This is a genomic window from Nostoc sp. GT001 (assembly GCF_030382115.1).
GTDB lineage: Bacteria > Cyanobacteriota > Cyanobacteriia > Cyanobacteriales > Nostocaceae > Nostoc.
Window position 1 is genome coordinate 244,083 of sequence record NZ_JAUDRJ010000001.1, and the last position, 21,904, is coordinate 265,986.

Genomic DNA, 21,904 nt, shown 5'->3' on the forward strand with positions numbered 1-21,904 from the left:
GTAAATAATCCTTAATAAGATTTTGGTCTTGTTAATTCATTTTATAAAAAACATTTGATAACCATGAAAAACTCTGATTTTGTTTTAATTGTTGATGATAATCCAACTAATTTGTCAGTACTATCACAAGCGCTAAAAAGTGCAGGTTTTGCGGTTAGAGTCGCCGAAGATGGAGAAAGTGCGATCGAAATGGTGCAGCATAAACCACCTGCTCTAATTTTGTTAGATGTGCAAATGCCGGGAATAGATGGGTTTGAGACTTGCCAAAAACTTAAAGCTGATCCATTAACGCAAAACATCCCAATTATTTTTATGACAGCGTTGGCTGATACTGGAAATATGGTGAAAGGGTTCTCGTTAGGAGCTGTTGATTACATTCCCAAACCCTTTGAACAAGAGGAAGTGATTGCCAGAGTGCGAATACATTTGCAACTGAAGCAATTGACCGATAATCTTGAACAAATGGTTACAGAGCGAACGACAGCGTTACAAAAGGCACAAATACAACTGGTGCAACAAGAAAAGCTTTCAATGCTTGGTCAATTGGTAGCAGGTGTAGCACATGAAATGAATAATCCCATCAGACTGCATTGTTAGCAATATTCATCCTGCTCAAGAGTATATTGCTGATCTCACTCATGTCCTGCAATTATGTCATGAAAATTATTCCCAACTACCGCCTGTCATTCAGAATGCGATCGCTCAAACAGATTTAGACTTTCTTTTAGAAGATTTGCCCAAGCTCCTCAATTCCATGCAGGTTAGCACAGAACGAATTAAAGAAATATCCGTGTCGCTGCGAAACTTTGCCCGGATTGACACATCTGTAAAGGTTAAGTTTGATGTTCATGAGGGACTTGACGATACATTATTAATCCTGCGACATCGTTTTAAAGGGTTGGGACAGCGACCTGAAATTAAAGTCGTCAGAAAATACGCTTCCTTAGCAAAGGTCGAGTGCTATCCAGGACAACTCAATCAAGTGTTCATGAATCTAATAGCTAATGCTGTAGATGCTTTAGAAGATGTTTGGCAGCAGGGCAAGCGAGTGAATGATTCCCTAGCAATCAACATCTTTACAGAGATGTCCACCCCTGGATATATAACGATTCGGATTGCCGATAATGGCATTGGCATGACAGAGGAGGTGAGACAACAAATTTTTAATTATCTATTCACAACCAAAACAGTTGGTAAAGGTACTGGACTGGGGTTGGCGATCGCTTATCAAATTGTAGTAGAAAAGCATGGTGGAGCAATGGAGGTTAATTCCATACTCAATCAAGGAACTGAATTTGCAATTATGTTGCCTTTGTAAGACTTACATAGATGGCGTCTTAGAAACGGATGGTGCGCGATATTTTTACCCAACGGACAACAGAAAGTCTTTTACGGTGATGATTGCTGGAAATAAAATTATCACTCAGTTGAAGAAAATCAGTAATTCAATCTCAAGCGTAGGCGCAGCCCGTCGTAGACATCGCACTTTAGCCCAATAGCTGCTGAAGATTGCACTCAGAATTTATCGGGGGAAGCTCATGAACAACCAACCGAATCACAAAAACCTTAGTCCTTACCCAGTCCAAACCCAGCAATCAATTTTGGCGGGGCAGACGTGTAGTTAAATGGCATTTTGGGCATACTAAGGAAGAACTTAGGCAATCTTCTGAGCTACTCATCCCTGATTTGGGATGAGTAGCTCAGAAGAAAGTCAGTACCTTGCAGGATTAAGCAAGATGGTATTTTTCGACATTGTTCCGCAACAATCTTCTCAGACTTTTCTGTGGAGTATTTTTAACAGCATTACAGATCCAATATTTGTCAAAGACAGACAACACAGTTGGATGTTTGTCAATGATGCCTTGTGCCAGTTCATGGGATATGAACGTGCAGAACTAATTGGTAAATCCGATTATGATTTCTTCTGCAAAACAGAAGCCGATGTTTTGTGGGAGAGAGATGAACAAATATTCATCACAGGCTTGAATGATGAACATGAACAATTAATTACAGATTACCAAGGTGAAACTCAGATAATTTCTACGAAAAAAAGCTTATTTTCTGATGAAGTTGGTAATTCATTTTTAGTGGGTTCAATTCGGTTTATTGGTTCAAAAAATACAACTGAAACCGCTTTACTGTGTCAGGCAGTAAATAAGTTGGAACAGGAAATTCATGAACGCCAAGAAACAGAGAAACGCTTTCGCAGACATAGCATTGCTTTACAGCAACTTGTGCAAAGTGAAAAACTACAACACGATGATTTTCAAGTTGCCATCCAATATGTAACGGAAGTGGCTAGTTTAGGTCTTGATGTCGAACGTGTAAGTATTTGGTTATACACAGAAAAAGGTCTAGGGATTCAATGTATTGACTTATATGAACGTGAGAATAATTGCCACAGTCATGGTTTAGAATTATCTTTCTGCGACTTCCCCAGGTATTTTCAAGCTTTAAAGGAAGAACAAGTAATTGCAGTTTCTGATGTTCATAATGATCCTCGTACTTGGGAGTTTTCTGCAACTTATACGACCCCACTGGGAATTACCTCAATGCTTGATGCCAGGATTTGGTCTAAAGGGCAGGTAATTGGTGTAGTTTGTTGTGAACATCTGGCAACTCAGCGTCAGTGGACACTAGAAGAAGAAAGTTTTATTGGTTCAATTACTGACTTCGTGCGACTGGTAATTGAATCAGACAATCGCAAAATTGCCGAAGAAGCACTGCGACAATCAGAAATGCAGCTCAGACAACAAACTCAACAACTAGAGTTAGCGCTCTTTGAATTACAACGCACTCAAACCCAAATGCTCCAAAGTGAAAAAATGTCTTCTTTGGGACAACTAGTAGCAGGTGTTGCTCACGAAATCAATAATCCAGTTAACTTCATCTATGGCAATATTGCACCTGCTCATGATTACATTCAAGACTTACTGAATTTGATTAACTTATATCAAGAATACTATCCTTATCCTGTTCCTGTTATTCAATCACAGATTGCAGCTATCGACCTAGATTTTTTGATTGCAGATTTACTGAAGCTTCTATCTTCCATGAAAATAGGAGCAGAGCGTATTCGGCAAATCGTCCTTTCTCTACGAAATTTTTCTCGTCTAGATGAAGCTGAATATAAAGCAGTTGATATTCATGAAGGAATCGATAGTACATTATTAATTTTAGAAAATCGCCTCAAAACAAAACCTAATTGTCTAGGAATTGAAATTGTTAAGGAATATGGAAATTTACCTCTAATTGAGTGTTATGCAGGTCAACTCAATCAAGTGTTCATGAATATTTTAACTAATGCTATTGATGCCTTAGAAGAACGAGATGAGCAACACACTCAACAGCAAATCAGACAATTTCCTAGCGTGATTCAGATTCGCACAGAAATAATTAATCACAATCAGATTGCGATTAAAATTTCCGACAATGGTCTGGGTATACCGGAAAAAATAAAACAACGTATTTTTGACCCCTTCTTTACTACAAAACCAATTGGTAAAGGTACAGGAATGGGTATGTCAATTAGTTATCAAATTGTGACTAAAAATCATTATGGAACCCTTGAATGTATTTCATCTCCATATCAGGGTACAACATTTGTCATTATCATCCCTTTAAAACAGTAGTGGTTTGCTAATTAATCAAGACCTTCATTGCTGCTAAAACCACCACCTTGAGCATGACGGAGTAGCGATTGTACTATCGGCATCGCAATACTCATGCCAAATAAGGCATTGAAACCTGCAATAACCACTGGTGCAGATAATACAACTGTAAATTCTGGAAATAAGGCTAATACAGCTACTAAAATCAGGAAAACAATTGGTGTCGCAATACCTGCTGCCTTTGCCATTAGTAGATGGATAGATGAGATTCTCGCTTATTTTGATCACCGAACTACTCAAGGTATTGTTGAGGGAATTAATCAGAAAATTAAGCTCATTAAAAGAAGGGCTTATGGCTTAACTAACTTTAATAATTTTCGGAGAAGGATTTTACTAAACTGGCATTTTTGTTGTTAATTTAACATATTTAGTCTAGGAGAGCCACAGTTTCTTATGTCGGAATAGCAACTGCTTGCACTCCAAATCAGTCAAATAAGCTGACAAAGCGGCGTTTTTATTTTTTGCAGTAGTGTTTTGCCACTAAAAAGACACTATTTATGTAACTGGGATATTGTGAGCTTCTGGTATCTTTGCTTGTACAGATTTAATTTGTTGAATGGGAATCTCGATTATAAATTTAGCTCCTGCTCCTGGAGATGAAATACATTCTAAATGTCCCTGATGTTTTTGTGTAATAATTTGATAGCTAATTGACATTCCTAAACCAGTTCCCTTACCTACTGGTTTAGTCGTAAAAAAGGGGTCAAATAGACGCTGTTGAACTTCTTGCGACATTCCAGTCCCATTGTCGGCAATCTCAATCGCAACCCAATCTGAGTTGAGTACAAGAGTGCGTATAACGATTTGTGGGTTGTTTGGCTGATTAATAACAGACAAATTTTCTAAAGCATCGATCGCATTAGTGAGGATGTTCATCAACACCTGGTTAAGTTGACACGCATAACATTCTACTAAAGGCAGTTTACCGTACTCTTTAATAATTTCAATTGATAGATGGTCGGATTTATTTTTGAGGCGGTATTGCAGAATTAATAGCGTACTTTCGATACCTTCATGAATATCAACTGTCTTAAATTCCGCTTCATCCATACGCGAAAAATTCCGCAGAGACAGCACAATATTACGAATCCTCTCAGTCCCGATTTTCATTGAAGACAGCATCTTCTGTAAATCATCTTTGAGGAATTCCAGATCAATTTCCTGGGCTAATGCTTGAATTTCTGGGTCATGGCTAGAATAGCGTTCTTGGCAAAAATAGATTATCTGCAACAAGTTTTGAGTATATTCATCCAAGTGAGTAATATTGCCGTGAATAAAGTTGACTGGGTTATTGATTTCATGGGCAATACCTGCTACTAATTGGCCCAGACTAGACATTTTTTCACTTTGAACTACTTGTGCTTGGGTACGCTGCAATTCACTCATGGCTGTTTTGAGTTCAACAGTTCGTTCTTCGACTCGCGCTTCTAGTTCGGCATTACTATTTTCTAAAGCAATAAAGGATTGGCGCAGTTGCCCTGCCATGTGGTTAAACGAATGGGCAAGGACGTTAAGTTCTTGAATGTTGCCATCTATAACTCTCTGGTCTAAGTCGCCAGATGCCATTGCCTGGCTTGCCTGCTTCAGACGCAGGACAGGATGTGAAATCCAGCGTCCGGTAAAAATACCACTTATGGTTGCCAATATCAGCGCCCCAAAACAAAGTAAAACAGTAATCTGGGTATTAGCATTGATTTGGGACATAAAGGCACTGTGCGGGATGCTGGTCATAACTAGCCAGTCCAAGCCATAAGAGTCGCGCCAAGGCGCAATATGCACAGAATAATCTTCTCCTTGAAAATTAACTTGCAGTTCTTGGGTACTAGTGATTGTCCGAAGATTAGGAATTCTTTGCTGAAGCTGTCGAGCAATTCCCTGCACAACTGGATTAGGACTATCTATTGCTTTAAGACGTTTAATTTCGTTTTTGTTGACAGTAAAAGGTTGCTCTGCACAAGAATTAGCAACTAACATCCCATCACGCTCTACAATAAATACTTGCCCAGAGCGACTGATATCTAATGTCCGCAAAAATTCGCTCAGTTTCAATAGATGAATATCAACCCCCACCACGGCAATCAGCTTTTTACTGGCATCATAAACTGGGCTACCTGCCGATGCTGCAATATAGGGAGGGTAAGCAGGATCGTAGTAGGTGTAGATCCGCGTCCAGATGGGTTTCCCAGCTTTGGCGGGTTCTGTGTAATTAGGTTCATTGAGGGTATCCCAGGTAGCGGTAGACAACAGTTGAGTACGATTACCGTCGTTGTCTGTCAAATAAGTTTTGGAATTTTTCGGCAAGCTAGCTGTTTTGGTGGTGTTTTCGTCGATAGTAACCGTTTTCCCATCATAGCGACTAGCTCCACCTCCTTCCCCAGTTGGTAGATTAAAGCTGATGTAGGTCAAATCATAGGCTTGCATTTGGTACCAGAAGAATTTGCCAACAGTTTTGCGATCCCGCACATTCAGTAATCCCATGCGAATTGCGTTAGCATTGGTCTGGATCACTTTATGCGGAATTGACAAGTAAGCATCTAAGTGATGATTTACCTCACTACTTGTTCGCTTCATCAACTGCTTTGACAGATCCTCAACTACCTTCTCACCATTTTTAAACGACAAGTATCCCACCAAACCCACTGCACCAAACACTTGCACCACGAAGGGAACAATGAGAACAAGCTGCAATGGCAATGCCCAGAATTTGCTAGATGATAAACAGGTTTTCATAAGGTGGAAACTAGAGTACATTTAAAAGGCTGTTGATACTGATTAAAACTTATTAAAAGCAGTATAAATTGTTGCCTTAGTTAAGATAATTCCCTAAAAATATCCAGATCGAACATAAATTCACTCTACTTTTAGGCACCTAAAATAAAATGCCTCATCTCATAAAGGAGATAATACGGTTGGGTTAACAAAGTTACCTTTTGAGGCAAGCAGTTCTTGAATAGTAAAGAGAAGCAGGAGCAGAGAAATTGATGATTAACCAATTTCTCTGCTCCTGCCTCAATAATTTATCAGCACCCTATTGGAGAGGAGGCTGCAAAAAACCAGAGTGAATAAAGTATGAAAAGTAAGTATTCAGTAGTTTATCATCCACGGGTGGGCAAGTAATATTACTACTTACTAAGCCCGTGAATGTATTAGAGCTATCAAATTGCAGAGATTTTGGTTGAAAATAAATTTCAGGAATTGACTGTTGATGCTCTTGAAGCTTTTCAAATAAGAAAGAAAAGAAGGGATATAAAGCATTTTCTGACATATTTGGGAGCAAAAAAATGACTTTAGAAAGCCAATCTTGAAAAGAAATTTGTTCAATTGAATAACCAAAATTCTGCATCCAATTCACAAGCTGATTCCATGAAATAGATTGAGGATTAGAGATATGAAATATTCTCTGATTAAGTGATTTTTGTCTTGATAATTGGATGATCGCCTGGCTAATATAATCAACGGGAACAATATCTACCGACATATTCCAATCAGGTGCTAACCCCAGTTGAATGCAACCTTTAATCAGGCTGCGTAAAAAGCCGGGACGGTTACAAATTCCTGTTTGGCTATGTCCTTCTATCCAAGTGGGACGATAGATAGCTGTGGGAATTCCTCGCTCATGAGCAAGTGTAACTAATTTTTCTGCAACCCATTTGCTTTGGGTGTAACCATAGAGACCATGCGGGCGATCGGCAGACTGTTCTAAAATAATTGCTGTTTCAGGATAGGCAATTGGTGAAAAAACGCCAATAGTAGAAACGAAATGAACGGGTTTAATCTTGGTTTGACTTGCCAATCTCAGAATTTCTTGTGTACCTAAAACGTTTGCTGGTTTTAGCGCCGAGTATGGATAAACAAAGTTAACGGATGCACCGTTGTGGTAAATAATATCGATAGTTTCTGCCAAATTTTGAAATTGTTCAGGCGACAACCCCAGCAGTGGTAGAGATATATCGCCAATTACGGGAATAATTCTGGAGCTTCTATTTTGCTCCCAAAGCTTGTATCCTTCTAGGATGCTCTTGATGCGATCGTTACCTTCTTCAAGATCACTAGCCCTGACCAAGCAATAAACCTTTGCCTGGGTTTGCTCAAGTAATTCATGAAGAAAGAAAGCACCCAAAAAGCCTGTTGCACCAGTTAATAAAACGTTGGTTGCTTTAAAAGCGAAATCAAGCGATGCAGTTTGAGAATTAATTGTTGGATCTAAAATAGCATCAGCTTCCAGATCGAGGGCAGGATGAATGCTTGATGCGGCATAATCTCCAGCTTTGATTGCTGCAATGATTTTAGCTAATTCTGCAATACTAGGAGCTATGAAAATATTTTGCAGGGACAACTCTATCTGCAATGTTTTTTGTATCTGGAAAAGCATTCGAGCTAATAGTAGAGAGTGTCCCCCTAACTCAAAGAAGTTGTCATAAATTCCAACTTGTTGGAGTCCCAAAATTTGAGTTGCGATCTGAGCTAATTGCTGTTCAACTTCGTTACGAGGTGCGACAAAACTTTTCTGTAGTTCAGGTCTAAGTCGGTTTGGTGCCGGTAACGCACGGCGATCAACCTTACCATTTGGTGTCAGTGGTAGGGAGTCCATGACGACAAAGACAGCAGGAATCATATAATCAGGTAGTTTTTCTTTCAGAAAAGCACGCAGTTGCGATATCAGATTTACTGAATTGTCTGCTTGTTTACTTTTAAGAGGATTATTAGCAAAGGCACTCCAAGGTTTGATGGGAGCGGTTTTGTTACAGAAGAAATAAATTATGCTCTTGTCATCTGTTGTGGGCGCACTACAATTTCGCTGAAATACTACGTCATAGCAGTCTTGTACATTTGAAACTGACCAGTTGGTGTGGATAGTGTAAGGTAAGCAATTGCCCAAATTCCACAGTGCTTCAGGATCAATTCCTACTTGCTGTGTGTTTTCCTGTAATTTTGCCCGCAGTTCACCGACTGTTTGAAAATCATTGGAGTTAGCCAACAATTTAGTAGCTTCAACATCTGCTAGAACTCGCGGATTCTGAATACCAGCTAAACCCAGATATTCTGGTTCTGTTTCTTCTAGAAGTTTATGGATTGTAGATAACGTTAAATCTGGCTGCCAATCTACCCAGGTAGGCTCTACAGTCCTATTCTCCTTAGTGCCGATATGAAGGATGACATCGTAACGAAAGCAAGTCATTTCATTGTGATAATCACCACGCTTGAGTTGAATCTGCACATGACTAATCTGAGATAGATGTTGTTTGACGGCATTAAAAAAGGCTGGCTCGATAACTAATTCTCCATCCTGAGCTATACGTTCTTGAATGCGCTGTCGTAGTTCCTCTATGGGCAAAGTGTCGGCAGCTTGATATAACTGCACGGATGTATGAAAAGTTTCTAGCAACGGCAAGCTGCGTACATCTCCAATGAAGATGTATCCCCCCTGTTTAACTAACTTTACTGCTTTTTCTAAAACACTCACCAAGTAGTCAATACTAGGAAAATACTGAATTACAGAGTTAATCACGATCGCGTCAAAACTTTCAGCCTCTAATTCATCAAGTGCATCTGCGGCTTTAGTGGCAAGTTTTACCTGGGATAAATTTTGCTGTTTTAATTGCTGCTCTAGGTAACAAATGGCTGTTTCTGAGAGATCCATCCCCAAGTAATAGGAGCAGTGGGGAGCAATTCTAAACAGCAACAACCCCATTCCACAACCAATTTCTAAGACACGCTGCGGTTGTAAAGATAAAATTCGCTCAACTGTTCGATCTACCCACTCTTGCATCTCTTGAGATGCGATCGCTAATCCTGTGTAGCTGCTATTCCAGCTTGTAATATTGAATTTTGGATCGAACTTGGAATTTTGCTCTATTGCAGACTGGTTATATGATTCATTCCAAATTGTCTGCCACTGTTGTAGTTGTTCAATTTGGGATGTAGTCGAGGCATCCTCTGCTGATTTTTCTGGTTTAGGAACAAGGTAGGCAACCAATCGCTCATCATTGGCAACAACTACTGTTTCCCTCACAGTAGGATGTTGGTTGAGTGCAGTTTCAATATCTCCTAATTCAATCCGAAAACCACGAATTTTAACTTGGTGATCAATTCTACCTAAGTATTCAATGTTACCATCTGGAAGATAGCGTGCTAAATCACCAGTTTTATACAGGCGGTCAGAAGAGGCAGAGGGGAGCGAGTGCGTTGGGCGGCTCTGCCCACTTGTTCGCGTAGCGTCTCCGACAGGAGAAGCAACTGGCGTGCAGAGGTGCAAAGGGGCAGAGGAGAATATCTCCCCTCTGCTCCCCTGCTCCCCTGCTCCCCTGCTTCTTCGGAAGGGGTTATGAATAAATCTCTCTTGGTTCAATTCTGGTCGGTTCAGGTATCCTTGAGCTAAACCCACACCACCAATATATAATTCCCCTGCTACACCAACAGGTACAAGTTGCAAAGACTTCTGGTGATTTTTATGAGATTTACATAAGTAAATTTGCGTATTGGCAATGGCACTACCAATAGGTACCGAATTATTTCCTGATTCTAATTTGTAAATTGTAGACCATACGGTAGTCTCTGTTGGCCCGTAGACATTCCAAACAGAGGAACACTTATTGAGCAGTTCATCTGCTAGTGCTCTCGACAAAGCTTCCCCACCACAAAGAATTCTCAGATGTGGATTACCTTGCCAACCTACTGCTAAGAGCATTCGCCAAGTCGCTGGGGTGGCTTGCATAAAAGTTGCACCCGATCGCTCAATATACTCAGCTAGTTGTGAAGCATCAGAGGCAACTTCGCGGCTAGCTATGGCAATACGCGCACCGACAATGAGCGGTAAGTAAAGCTCGATGGTTGCAATATCGAAAGAGATGGTAGTCACAGCCAAGAGGATATCTTGCTCGCTCAGTCCTGGTTCCTGAGCGATGAAAGATACAATATTGACTAGTGAACAATGTTTAATTTGCACTCCTTTAGGCTTACCTGTGGAACCTGATGTGTAAATTGTATAGACTAAGTTTTCAGGTTTTACTCCACTATTTGGATTCTGCTGGCTTTGCTTGCCAATGATATGCCAATCAGAGTCTATGCAAACTACCTGTGCATGATGTTTAGTCAGCTTATCGCTCAAACTTTGCTGCGTCAACAGCACTGGTGCTTGTGAATCGTTGAGCATGAATGCTAAACGTTCTTGCGGATAAGCGGGGTCTAATGGCACATAAACTCCGCCTGCTTTCATAATTCCTAAAAGCCCAATCATCATCTGAAGCGATCGCTCAATGCAAATACCCACAATAACATCCGGTTTTACACCAAGGGTTTGCAAATAATTTGCTACTTGATTTGCTTGCTGATTTAATTCTCGGTAAGTTAATTGCTGTCCGGCAAATTCAATGGCGATCGCATTCGGTATCCTTGCTACTTGTGCTTCAAACAATTGGTGAATACATTCTTGAGGGAAATCTTTTTGAGTTTGATTCCATGTATGCAGTTGTTGCTGCTCGGTTTTTGTGAGCAAGGAGTATCTATCGACTTTCTCATCTGGATTGGCAACGATGTCTTCCAGTAGTTTTTGGAAATGTTCAGTCATACGAGCGATCGTACTAGCTGCAAACAAGTCGGTACTATACTCGAAGTAACCTACTAGCCCAATCGGTGCTTCAGCCAATTCCAAAAATAAATCAAATTTGACAGTTTTATTATCAAGGGGCAGGTGAGTTAACGACAAACCCGGCACTTCCCAAGTAGATGTTGGTGTATTTTGCAAGTTAAATACAACTTGAACAAGTGGATTTTGATTGAGATCGCGATCGGGTTGTAATGCCTGCACCAGTTCCTCAAATGGTAAGTACTGATGAGCATAAGCTCCTAAAGTCATCTCTCGGACTCGTTGTAAAAACTGCCGAAAACTAGGCAAACCTGACAAGTCTGCTCGGAGTACGAGGGTGTTGGCAAAAAATCCCAACATCTTTTCTAGTTCAGGGCGATGACGATTGGCAACGAGTGTTCCAATAGCAAAATCGTCTTGTCCAGTGTAATGAAAAAGTAATGTTTGGAAGGCGGCCAGCAGTATCATAAAGAAAGTAACCCCTTCTCGACGGCTCAATTCCTTAAGTTCTGTGCTTAAAGATTGGGATAAACTCAGGAAGTGACGCGCCCCTTGATAGGTTGACACTGGTGGTGGAGGAAAGTCTGTTGGGAATGGCAAGATTGGTGGTAGACCATTTAACTGCTTTTGCCAATAGGCAAGTTGACGTTCTCGGATCTCACCTTGCAACCACTGTCGTTGCCACACAGCAAAATCAGCATACTGAATTTTTAAATCTGACAGGGGAGAAGTTTGTTTTGATGCAAAGGCAGTGTAGAGGGTCGCCAGTTCTTGCAACAATAAGTTGATTGACCAACCATCACAGACGATATGATGCAAGTTGATCAAAAGAAAATGCTCGGTTTCACTCAATTTAAAGAGTGCAGCACGCAGCATGAGATCCTTAGATAAATCAAAGGAACGTCTAGCCTCTTGGATAATTAATTCCCAGATTTGGCTTTGGTCTGTAGGTGAATCTATGACAGGTAGTTTAAATATTGGAGATGGATGAATCACCTGTATAGGTTGCCCATCCACAGCTTTAAAGGTAGTACGTAAGATTTCATGACGGTTGATTATTTTTTGGAAACTTTGTTCTAAAGCTCCAACATTGACCAAACCACTTAAGTGAAAGGCTTCTGGTACATTATAGAAGGGATTGTTCGGTACTAACTGATCCAAAAACCACAATGGTTCCTGTACGGATGCTAAGGGTAAGTTAGCGTCGCGTTCTACTGGTTGGATTGGGGGAAGCGTTATAGTTTGTATTTGTTGTCTATCTGTTTCTATCAGCTTTGCAAGTTCAGCTATTGTGGCTGATTCAAATAGACAATGTAAAGGTAACTCAATTTGCAAAGCATTGCGGATACGGGAAATTACTTGCGTAGCCAGCAGTGAATGTCCGCCTAAATCCAAAAAATGGTCATAAATTCCCACTTGCGTTAAGCCAAGAATTTCACTCCAAATATTTGCTAACGCTATTTCTGTAGGAGTTTCCGGCGCAACAAAATTCTCCTCGTTATTTCCATAGCTTGGCACTGGCAGAGCTTGGCGGTCAACTTTACCACTAGGAGTTAATGGCAGTTTGTCTAGTAACACGATCGTACTCGGCACCATATACTCTGGTAGTTGCGATCGCAAAAATTGCCGCAGTTCACTCACCGAAGTAGCAGGCGCATCTGCAACTACTATATATGCAACTAAACGCTGTTCACCAGGTATATCATTTCGAGGAACTACTACTGCCTGCCGTACTGGAGAATGCTGCTCAAGTACATTTTCAATTTCTCCTGGCTCAATACGGTAGCCGCGAATCTTGAGTTGCTGATCTATGCGTCCTAAATACTCAATATTGCCATCAGCTAGATATCTGGCTAAATCACCTGTTTTATACAAGCGATCGCAATCATTAAAAGGACTGACAACAAATCTTTGTGCTGTCAATTCAGGAGAATTGAAATATCCTTTTGCTAGACTAACACCACCAACATATAACTCCCCAGCAACCCCAACAGGTACAGGCTGGAGGTCTGAATCTAACAGATATATTTGACTATTAGCAATTGGTTGCCCAATGGGTGGCAATGCCGGCCAATCTTGCGATGAACCAGTCAAGGCAAAGGCTGTGACTACATGAGTTTCAGACGGACCATAGTGGTTGTATAAACTACATTGAGGTAACTGACTAAATAAATGTGCGATCGCTGTTGTGATACGTAATTGTTCCCCAGCAGTAATCACCTCACGCAAACTAGCAGGAATGATGCTTTCCATCTGTGCCACTTCTGCTAACTGTTGCAGTGCCACAAACGGCAGAAACAGCCTCTTAATCTCTGCTTGGTTAAGAAAGCGTAGCAAGCTTGTGGGGTCACGGCGCGTTTGTTCGGAAATTAGAACCAGTGTACCGCCTGTGGTGAGGGTAGCAAAGATTTCTTGGAAGGAGACATCAAAACTAATCGGAGTATATTGGAGTGTTTTGGCATTAAGACCGATTGTTGAATTTTGCCACTGCCAAGTAATTAAGTTGACAAGGGGATGGTGAGGCATTGCCACACCTTTGGGTTTACCAGTTGAACCAGAGGTGTAGATTACGTATGCTAAGTTGTCGGGAGTAACTTCGCTTTGGGGGGCAGTTGTAGGATTTTGGGCAATTGCTTGCTCATCGCTATCTAAGCAAAAGCGATGTGTAGTTTGTATTGACAAATCTTTGCACAGATGGCTTTGAGTCAATAATATAGAAGCTTGGGCATTTTCGAGCATGAAACTGAGACGTTCTGCTGGATAGCTTGGATCAAGAGGAAGATAAGCACCACCTGCTTTTAAGATAGCTAGTACAGCAATAACTAATTCTAAAGAACGTTCTAAACACAATCCAACGATAGTATCAGGTTGCACTCCTAATACTTGCAAATAATGAGCAAGTCGGTTAGCACGCTGATTTAGCTCTTGATAAGAAAGACGCTTACCTTCAAATTCTATTGCAAGACTAGTCGATGAACACAGTACTTGAGCTTCAAATAAATGATGAATTAATAACGTTTGATAAGGGTTACAATCATGGAATTTTTGGGGAAAATTTCCTTGGAATTCTGTAGAATTTTTAATTCTCATGTTTGTGTTTTATCAATTTTTTAAGGATTACTGGGTGAAAGCCTGAACTGAACTCTCAAGCTAGTTTAGCTGTTTTATTAACCATTTAGGTAGATTTTTTATTGATGCAGCAATCAGCATTATATGAACCAGCTTTTAGCTTTGTGTGATTTTACCCCCTGCATGACCAAAAGTTAACGTAATTTCAAGCTTTTGAGCCAATTAATAACTTAATTTTATGAATCAAATTATTTCCGCGTGTTTTAAATGTGAACCATAATACGACCAAAAGTTTTATTTTGAGACTTGGTAAAAAATGCCGAGCAAGACACACTAATTTAGTCGAAAATTTTAAACTTTCGGTCAAAAGAGGATAAAATCGAAACTGATGTTTATCAATGCACTCTCCTTCACAATGAATTTGCCCAAGCACTGAATATACTTATTTTGGTCAAAACCAATCTTAATACTAATGCTCGTAGTCACGTAATTCTATTTTCTAGTGATCTAAAATTGTCATCTGAGAAAATAATTGACTACTACAAGTTGCGCTTTCAGATCGAATTCAATTTTCGAGATGCCAAGCACTTTTGGGGATTGGAAGATTTTATGAGTTTAAGTCAAACTGCTGTAACCAATGCTGTTAATCTAGCATTCTTTATGGTCAACTTATCCCATCATCTTCTCGCGGATTTTCGTCTCCTTAATCCCGACTCCGGCATCCTTGATCTTAAGGCTCATTATCGTGGTTTTCGATATGTTCGTGAAATCTTAAAAATGCTTCCGGAAATGCCTGAGCCTATTTTACTAACCCAGATTTTTGCCAAGCTTACTTCTTTAGGACGTATTCATAACGTTTCCACAGGCGTTGAACCCTCGTAAATTGGCAAAGGTATTGGTTAACGGAGGTTTTTAAAGATGGATTCTGTAGCCCAACTTGAGTCAGGATGGCACGATAACGCACTTGTCCGTAATGACTTCAATATCATTCTTTGTGAAACTTAATGATATAAAACTGTTGCAACTACTGTTAGTCGTTGAGTGTGAATGTGAAAGTGATGTTAGCTTCTCTAGTGAAAAAGATAAAAGGATTTGATTTTTGTTTTTTGGCTGATTTATTTTTGGACATTGCCACACTATAAGTCTTTTTTCTCAAGCGAACGATTCAGTCACTTCTACTACTTTTTATTTTAGTCCTTTACCTGAAGATCAGTATCTCCAAAGTACTCACACCAATTGACTTTCGGATCAAGGGTTGCCGTTGGCAAAGTCTCTCGAATAGAAGCCATCGCACAGAAGTTACAGGCTAAGATTGACTTGAAACTGGACTATGTTTCTGGGCAAGTCAATGAAATCATAAACCAAATTTTTACCTAAGGAAAAATCAGGTTTTTCGATTCTTGTTAATTTGTCTAACCATCTTGATGCTTCGTTATCAGATTTGAACTGTTTTTCACTAATACCAAACTGTTAAAAATCTGGCATTGACAATCTTTTGGAGTTCAAAAAGTTCACATCACCGAGTCAAAAATTTGTTGTGCGGTTAGATTGAACTGACAAAAAGTAGGAGACACTATAAGGTTTGTTCCTCTAAAGGGTGTCATTTGATATTCACCATCAATAAGTTCACAGACAAAAATAGTCGGAACTTTGGGACTACCAATAAATACACGTCCACCCAAAGCTGCATAATCCACAATCCAATATTCAGGTATACCCATAGCTTCATAGTCACGAAGCTTATCGTAATAATCATCCTGCCAGTTGGTTGACACTACTTCAACTATTAGTTTGACCGAACTAGCATTATGGATAACTGATTCCTTCTTCCAGCGTGTTTTGGTATCAATAGTTTCTTGATTTAAAACAATAATATCCGGTTCGTACCCTGATTTCTCTCGGAATGGTTTAATAATGGATTCTTTCGGTATAGTCCAGATACCGCGTTTACCCATCTCTCTAATTGTGATCAGTAATTCTTCAATCAAAAAACCAGCTAAATCAGAATGCTCCCCTTTAGGCTTTGGCATCTCCACAATCACCCCATCATGTAATTCATAACGTACTTCTGAGTTTTCTGGATACCATTCGATAAATTCATCGAAGGTCAGTAGCTTTAGTTCCGATTGTGTTTGACTCATAAAAGTTACTGGATTTATTTTTACGGTTCATTTATCCTTTTTATTATGCTAACGAAGCGATGATGCTCCCTTTGAAGGCTGAGTCCTCGTGTAAACCCTGTAACCCACAGCGTACCCCGATCTCAGCCCCAGCGATCGCCGTTTCTACGTCAATTGAAACAAGTTTATTTAATTTTGAGAGATGACCAACAGCTAGTCTCCACAATCGGCTCGGCTGTTGGCATTGCTGATGGTGAGGCAATATGGAACGCATACCTGGGGGAATGGCAGGTTTGGGTTAACTTTCTTAGAGGGTGTGCGTCTGTGGTGTGCAATTGGTTGGTTGCGGTGTAGATCGATAAAGCTTTGGTAAAGAGTTCAGTAATTTATGCTTCAGATTTCGTCTCACTAGCTTTTTTAGAGGCAGCAATTGCACCAACTCCAAACAATAGACCTAGTAGGGAAGTGGGTTCAGGTACTGATGTAGATGAAGAACTCAGGGTAATATTGGCAGCAGAATCTTGATAAATGTATGTTCCTGCCCGTCCCACTTCACCCGTCAAGCTAATTTCAGAGCTTGAAGTTTTTTCTAAGGTATATCTAGGAGCATCAAAAGCAATGCCAAAATCAACCACTAAATTCCAATTCGACCTAGAATCAAGCTCAAAATCAACATCTGGGGTTAAGTTACCGCCATTAGTAGATTCTGAATTCAAATTCAGGTCTAGATTGTTGACGGATAGCTCCCAATCGCTCAAAGTCCCGGACTCTGAGTAAATCACGAATCCCGAATATTCGCTCTTGAATGGCAAAGAGTTCGTAAGGAATGGGCTAGTAGCATCGACTAAGGTAAAATTACCTGAAAATTCTTGTCTAGTTAGAATCGCTCCCAGGACGGGAGTAGCATGAAATACGCTTGCAACTACCAAACCAATCATGGCGACGCTAACTTTGGGGAGTCGAACTTGATTCATGGATTGGGTATGCTACTTAAATTTGTTGAAGGTATGCTATCACATCCTTGTCTCGTAGAGAGGAAAAGGTGTCCTTTTCTCAAGCCCCTAAATTTATTTATGGGGTTCAAAATTATGAATTCAAAATTCATAATTTTGAATTCCCCGTTCGTGCAGCGTCTCGCAGAGAAGGGGTTGACAGCTTAACCTTCGCTAATCAACTGTAACAAGGCTTCCGTTGATATCTTGCCACTAATATCAGCACCTTCCAAAAGGCTATCCGCCAAATCTCGCTTGTGGTGGTGCAATTGCACAATCTTTTCTTCAATAGTATCCTTTGCTACTAGACGATAAATGGTAACAGGGCGTTGTTGCCCAATGCGATGGGCGCGGTCTGAGGCTTGGTCTTCCACTGCGGGATTCCACCAGGGGTCTGTATGAATCACGTAATCAGCCGCAGTCAGATTCAGTCCTGTACCCCCTGCCTTGAGACTAATCAGAAATATATCTCCTGAACCAGCTTGGAAAGCATCCACCCGTTTTTTGCGCTCTGCCACTGAAGTGCTGCCATCTAGATATTGATAATTAATACCTTGGTGTTCGAGATAATCTCTAATAATGTGCAAATGGTCAACAAACTGACTAAACACTAACGCTTTATGACGATTTTCCAGCAGTTCACCCAGCACTTCACCAAAAAGTTGCAACTTGGAACTGGATAATTCCGTATCAGGCATAACCAAACTAGGATTACAGCAAGCGCGACGCAGTTTCATAATCTCAGCCAAAACCTGCAAATGTTTCTTTCCTGCTTCTGCATCACTTTCAGTAAGTTTAGAGATCGCCTGGCGGCGCAAGGCTTCATAGAACGCCTTTTCCTCTCGACTCAATTCCACATGCAAAAGAATTTCGGTACGAGATGGCAACTCTTCTAATACTTGATTTTTCGTCCGCCGCAACAGAAATGGTTGAATCAGTTTTTTGAGTTTATTACGTGCAAGTTTATCCTGATATTTTTCAATAGGAGTAGCAAAGCGTTGATTGAAGCTTTCAAATGAACCCAATAACCCAGGATTAATAAAACGGAACAAATTCCATAACTCACCCAGGTGATTTTCAATCGGAGTCCCAGTAGTCAGCAACTTAAAATTAGATTTTAGGTTCATGGCTGCCTGAGAACGTTTAGTGGTCATATTTTTAATCGCCTGGGCTTCATCCAGGACAATTGTTTGCCACTGTACTTGAGAAAGCATTTGCGCTACTTCTTCTTGCTGTAATAAACCATAACTGCATACCAACATATCTAAAGGTTGTAACCCATCCAATAATTTTTGGCGGTTAGCACCAGAAAATTGAATAATATTCAGAGTTGGGGCAAACTTCTGTGCTTCACTCACCCAATTCATACACACAGAAGTGGGGGCAATAATTAGGGTTGGCCCCTCATGGGCATTTCTCAGAATGACCGCCAATGCTTGCAAGGTCTTACCGAGTCCCATTTGGTCTGCTAAACAAGCACCCACACCCCAATGTGCTAGTCGCGCTAGCCAACAAAAACCCTCCATTTGGTAGTCACGTAGTTCTGCTTGAAGGGTAGATGGCAGTTCCGGCTGGAGGTTTTTTACCTCCTGGAGACGCTGGATATGTGTTTTCCAGTGTTTATCTGCTTTTACCTTACCTACCTCATCGACAAAATCCTCTAACCCTAATGTTGCTAAGGGGTGAAAACGAATACATGAACTATGTTTTTCCGAAAACATTCGCAATTCGTCGAGGCGTTTCCGAAAAGCTTGAGTTAAAGCCAAAAATTGACCATCACCAAGGGGGATAAAACGGCTGGGGGTTTTCTCCAATAGTTCTAGTAATTGCTGCATATCCAGCACTAGGTCGTTATTTAATTTCAACTCCCCAGTGGCTGCAAACCAGTCTTGCTGACGTTGAATTGATAAATTAAAGTCTTTCAAGTCGGCATTGTGGCTAACACGCAGTTTTTCTCCTTGTGGCCATTCAATGACTACGTTATTTTCCAGTGCTTGCAATTCTAGCAGCAGTTCTAAACAGTCTTCTGGATCGTCTATAATCCATTCACCATCTTGTTCTTCAGTTTGAGTCAAGGTGGCGCAGGCGGCTACAGCATAGGCGGCAAGTTGCTTTTCTTCAGACAGATTTCGTCTGGTTTGGAGACGTTTACCGTCAATCTCGGCAATTACAGTTTCACCACCTGTACCAGGACGGTAGTAGGGGCCACCTTGGGCAAAGGGGCGCGATAAAAGGCTGATTTTCAAGCTCGCATTGGCAGGTAAAAGATGAATATGGGGGAGAGTCTGGGCGGGTACTTCTTCTGCACCTTCTGAACCGCCACCAATGTCAGAATGTACGGTAACGATGCCAGAGACGGCATTTATGGCTGCTAAAACTTGTTTCTCTGCGAAGGCAGGTACATTTAATTTATTATCTATACCAATAATCTCCGCAATGCGTCTGTGTTCGGCAGTAATTTCAATGACTTTGATGCGGGTTGGAGTTTCTTTGATATGCAGAATATTCTGTGATTCTGGTAATTTGGGAGAAAATTCCAAGGTGAGACGGCCAAGTTTTTCTTTTTTAACCAGTAGTTCCGGTTCTCCCTTGACAATTTCTACACGGATAGTAGGTGTATCTTCCCAAAAAACCAACGGGTGTCCAATTAAAGCAGAGATGGCTTTTTCACCGAAGGTATAATCCACTTTGCCGTAATAGCCTTCACTATATACCTCAATACAACTACATACCCGCATATCTTGGGGGGTGATGTAATCAAACTCAGATAATGCACTGCTTAAACGCTTGAGGGATATGGGGCGACCTTTACTCCATTCTCCTTTGGCATTAACTTTTTGTTCTTTTGGTTGTAAGACACATCTGCTAGGATAGAAGGTAATGAACCATGCTAAACGCAGTTCCGATTCTGGTTTTCCTGGTGTTTGTGGTTCTTTTTGGAGATTTGCTAAGGCATTGAGGCACATTTCCCAAGCTTCTTGGGGTCGAATTAAGTCTACGATGGTTTGGATATTGCTATATTCTCGCAGTGCCTCTGCAAGTTGTTTATAGTTACTACTAGGTTTGAGTCGGGATAGGAGTTCTGCGGTTTCCATTGCCAACCAGTGATAACCGGATGTGAGCGATCGCCGATACAATGGTTCTAATAAATTAGGTAAGCGTTTTTTAGCACTCTGGGCATCCATCCAGTAAAGGCATAGCGAACAAAACAATGTTTGTAAGCTATTTTCTTCTTCCACGGAAGAAATATGACCACTGACTACAAATTGTTTTTGAGTAATATCACCAAGGTGTACTTGCAGTACCATTTTCAGTCTGCCATAAGTGAACCTCAGCCAATGATCTGATTGGCGGGACATCAAACTGGTATACTCTTCTGCTTCTTTGAGGTGTTGTGCTGAACCATCTTTTAAAAGTGCGAGGATGAAAAATAAGCCCCCAATTGTATTGAAATAGATTTGGCGTTTGCCTGTAGCTTTTTTGATGGCTTTCAGGGCATCTTTATAATATTTGATGGCTTGTTCATTCTCACCCTGCAAAAAACTTAACCAACCCCAAAAGATCGCAGCATTATTTTGATATTCTTTTGATATCCGCCCCAGACTTTCTTGTGCTTCTTGGGTACAACCCTGTAACAACAGTTGTTCTGTCAAAATCAGATGTAGATAATCTGAGCAATGTTTTCCAGACGTAGAGCATTCTTCTTCCAGCATCATCAACGCATCTTCAGAAGCGGATAATTTTAAGGCTGAATTGAAGAGGATACTTGATATACCACTTTCATATAATCCTTGTGGTAGGGTCTTAAACCAATCTGCATCAAATGGATTATTGTATATTTGCTCAAAGATATTTTCTATTACTATTTTTTCTTCACTATCAGCGTACTTTTGGTAAGCTTCAATTTGCTGATTAATAAAACTAAGGTCTTGACGATAAATACCAATGCGGATTTCTCTGATACACTGGCGTAAGTTGTAGAAGATCCGAGAATCTCTGTTCCAGTGAGTACGTATTGGTAGCTTCTCCTCTACTGCTGTGACGAGAATTTCAAACTGTCCGGTTTGTACAGCATGGCGAGTAGCAATTTCTGTGAGTAATGGATGACATTCAGCACCTTGCCTGTTTTCCTGTATTAAGAAGCCTGCTTTTAACAATTTATCAATTTGGGGACTAAGGGTTTTAGTACCCCAAGGTTTATTGTTTTCATCTAAAGCACCAGTTTTACTAAGACAACTTACGAATGAATTTTTGTCTATCGGTGCATAAATTACCGAAAATAACTGGATAATTTTTTGTATGGAAGGATGTAATTTGAAGTATTTATCCGCAAGTTGTGTTTGTAATTTTGTGGTATCAGTTGCTAAATTAATCATACTATTGGTCTGTTAAGTGAAGTTTGAAGGGTAAAAGAACGAACCAAAGAGGCGCAGAGGGCACAGAGTCAGAGAAAAAAGAGATGTTTAA

Annotated in this window: 8 protein-coding genes and 4 pseudogenes; 4 read left to right on the forward strand and 8 right to left on the reverse strand. The window is 40.5% G+C overall.

Features of this window, described 5'->3' with window-relative positions; all coding sequences use genetic code 11:
- The first annotated feature begins 54 nt into the window (after positions 1–54).
- Positions 55–1,318 (forward strand): annotated as a pseudogene (locus QUD05_RS01185) (hybrid sensor histidine kinase/response regulator).
- Between the two features lie 418 nt (positions 1,319–1,736).
- Positions 1,737–3,632: an ATP-binding protein gene (locus QUD05_RS01190; protein WP_289794320.1), complete on the forward strand. Its 1,896-nt coding sequence runs from the start codon at positions 1,737–1,739 to the stop codon at positions 3,630–3,632.
- Between the two features lie 11 nt (positions 3,633–3,643).
- Here the strand turns inward: QUD05_RS01190 and QUD05_RS01195 are convergent, their stop codons facing one another.
- Positions 3,644–3,859: a hypothetical protein gene (locus tag QUD05_RS01195; RefSeq protein WP_289794563.1), complete on the reverse strand. Its 216-nt coding sequence runs from the start codon at positions 3,857–3,859 to the stop codon at positions 3,644–3,646.
- On the opposite strand from QUD05_RS01195, the pseudogene QUD05_RS01200 reads away from it, so the two are divergent.
- Positions 3,858–4,028 (forward strand): annotated as a pseudogene (locus tag QUD05_RS01200) (transposase); the annotation flags it as partial. The gene QUD05_RS01195 and the pseudogene QUD05_RS01200 overlap by 2 nt on opposite strands.
- Before the next feature lie 138 nt (positions 4,029–4,166).
- Here QUD05_RS01200 and QUD05_RS01205 read toward each other — a convergent pair.
- The 3 genes and pseudogenes from QUD05_RS01205 to QUD05_RS34275 all read right to left on the reverse strand — a co-directional run.
- The gene (locus QUD05_RS01205; RefSeq protein WP_289794321.1) at positions 4,167–6,401 is read right to left on the reverse strand and encodes a sensor histidine kinase; all 2,235 of its coding nucleotides are present in this window, start codon (positions 6,399–6,401) and stop codon (positions 4,167–4,169) included.
- A 298-nt stretch (positions 6,402–6,699) separates the two neighbouring features.
- Positions 6,700–9,441: a thioester reductase domain-containing protein gene (locus QUD05_RS34270; protein ID WP_502911372.1), complete on the reverse strand. Its 2,742-nt coding sequence runs from the start codon at positions 9,439–9,441 to the stop codon at positions 6,700–6,702.
- Between the two features lie 186 nt (positions 9,442–9,627).
- A pseudogene (locus QUD05_RS34275) lies at positions 9,628–14,256 on the reverse strand (amino acid adenylation domain-containing protein); the annotation flags it as partial.
- A gap of 447 nt (positions 14,257–14,703) precedes the next feature.
- Between QUD05_RS34275 and QUD05_RS01215 the strand changes: the two are divergent.
- Positions 14,704–15,207, forward strand: a pseudogene (locus QUD05_RS01215) (transposase); the annotation flags it as partial.
- A 629-nt stretch (positions 15,208–15,836) separates the two neighbouring features.
- Here the strand turns inward: QUD05_RS01215 and QUD05_RS01220 are convergent.
- The 4 genes from QUD05_RS01220 to QUD05_RS01235 form a co-directional block, all read right to left on the reverse strand.
- A complete protein-coding gene (locus tag QUD05_RS01220; RefSeq protein ID WP_289794323.1) occupies positions 15,837–16,466 on the reverse strand; it encodes a Uma2 family endonuclease in 630 nt (209 codons plus the stop codon).
- 43 nt (positions 16,467–16,509) lie between these two features.
- Positions 16,510–16,719 (reverse strand): hypothetical protein, encoded by a 210-nt coding sequence (locus tag QUD05_RS01225; protein ID WP_289794324.1) that lies wholly within the window; start codon positions 16,717–16,719, stop codon positions 16,510–16,512.
- 112 nt (positions 16,720–16,831) lie between these two features.
- Positions 16,832–17,419 (reverse strand): PEP-CTERM sorting domain-containing protein, encoded by a 588-nt coding sequence (locus QUD05_RS01230; protein WP_289794325.1) that lies wholly within the window; start codon positions 17,417–17,419, stop codon positions 16,832–16,834.
- 182 nt (positions 17,420–17,601) lie between these two features.
- Complete coding sequence (locus tag QUD05_RS01235) at positions 17,602–21,813, reverse strand: DEAD/DEAH box helicase (protein WP_289794326.1); 4,212 nt, start codon at positions 21,811–21,813, stop codon at positions 17,602–17,604.
- Positions 21,814–21,904: the final 91 nt, after the last annotated feature.

What these genes read in the sequence shown, in the direction of transcription:
- QUD05_RS01235 (WP_289794326.1), bottom strand. Translation starts at nt 21,813, where the DNA reads ATGATTAATTTAGCAACTGATACCACAAAATTACAAACACAACTTGCG.
- QUD05_RS01225 (WP_289794324.1), bottom strand. Translation starts at nt 16,719, where the DNA reads ATGCGTTCCATATTGCCTCACCATCAGCAATGCCAACAGCCGAGCCGA.
- QUD05_RS01230 (WP_289794325.1), bottom strand. Translation starts at nt 17,419, where the DNA reads ATGAATCAAGTTCGACTCCCCAAAGTTAGCGTCGCCATGATTGGTTTG.
- QUD05_RS34270 (WP_502911372.1), bottom strand. Translation starts at nt 9,441, where the DNA reads ATGCAAGAGTGGGTAGATCGAACAGTTGAGCGAATTTTATCTTTACAA.
- QUD05_RS01205 (WP_289794321.1), bottom strand. Translation starts at nt 6,401, where the DNA reads ATGAAAACCTGTTTATCATCTAGCAAATTCTGGGCATTGCCATTGCAG.
- QUD05_RS01190 (WP_289794320.1), top strand. Translation starts at nt 1,737, where the DNA reads ATGGTATTTTTCGACATTGTTCCGCAACAATCTTCTCAGACTTTTCTG.
- QUD05_RS01220 (WP_289794323.1), bottom strand. Translation starts at nt 16,466, where the DNA reads ATGAGTCAAACACAATCGGAACTAAAGCTACTGACCTTCGATGAATTT.
- QUD05_RS01195 (WP_289794563.1), bottom strand. Translation starts at nt 3,859, where the DNA reads ATGGCAAAGGCAGCAGGTATTGCGACACCAATTGTTTTCCTGATTTTA.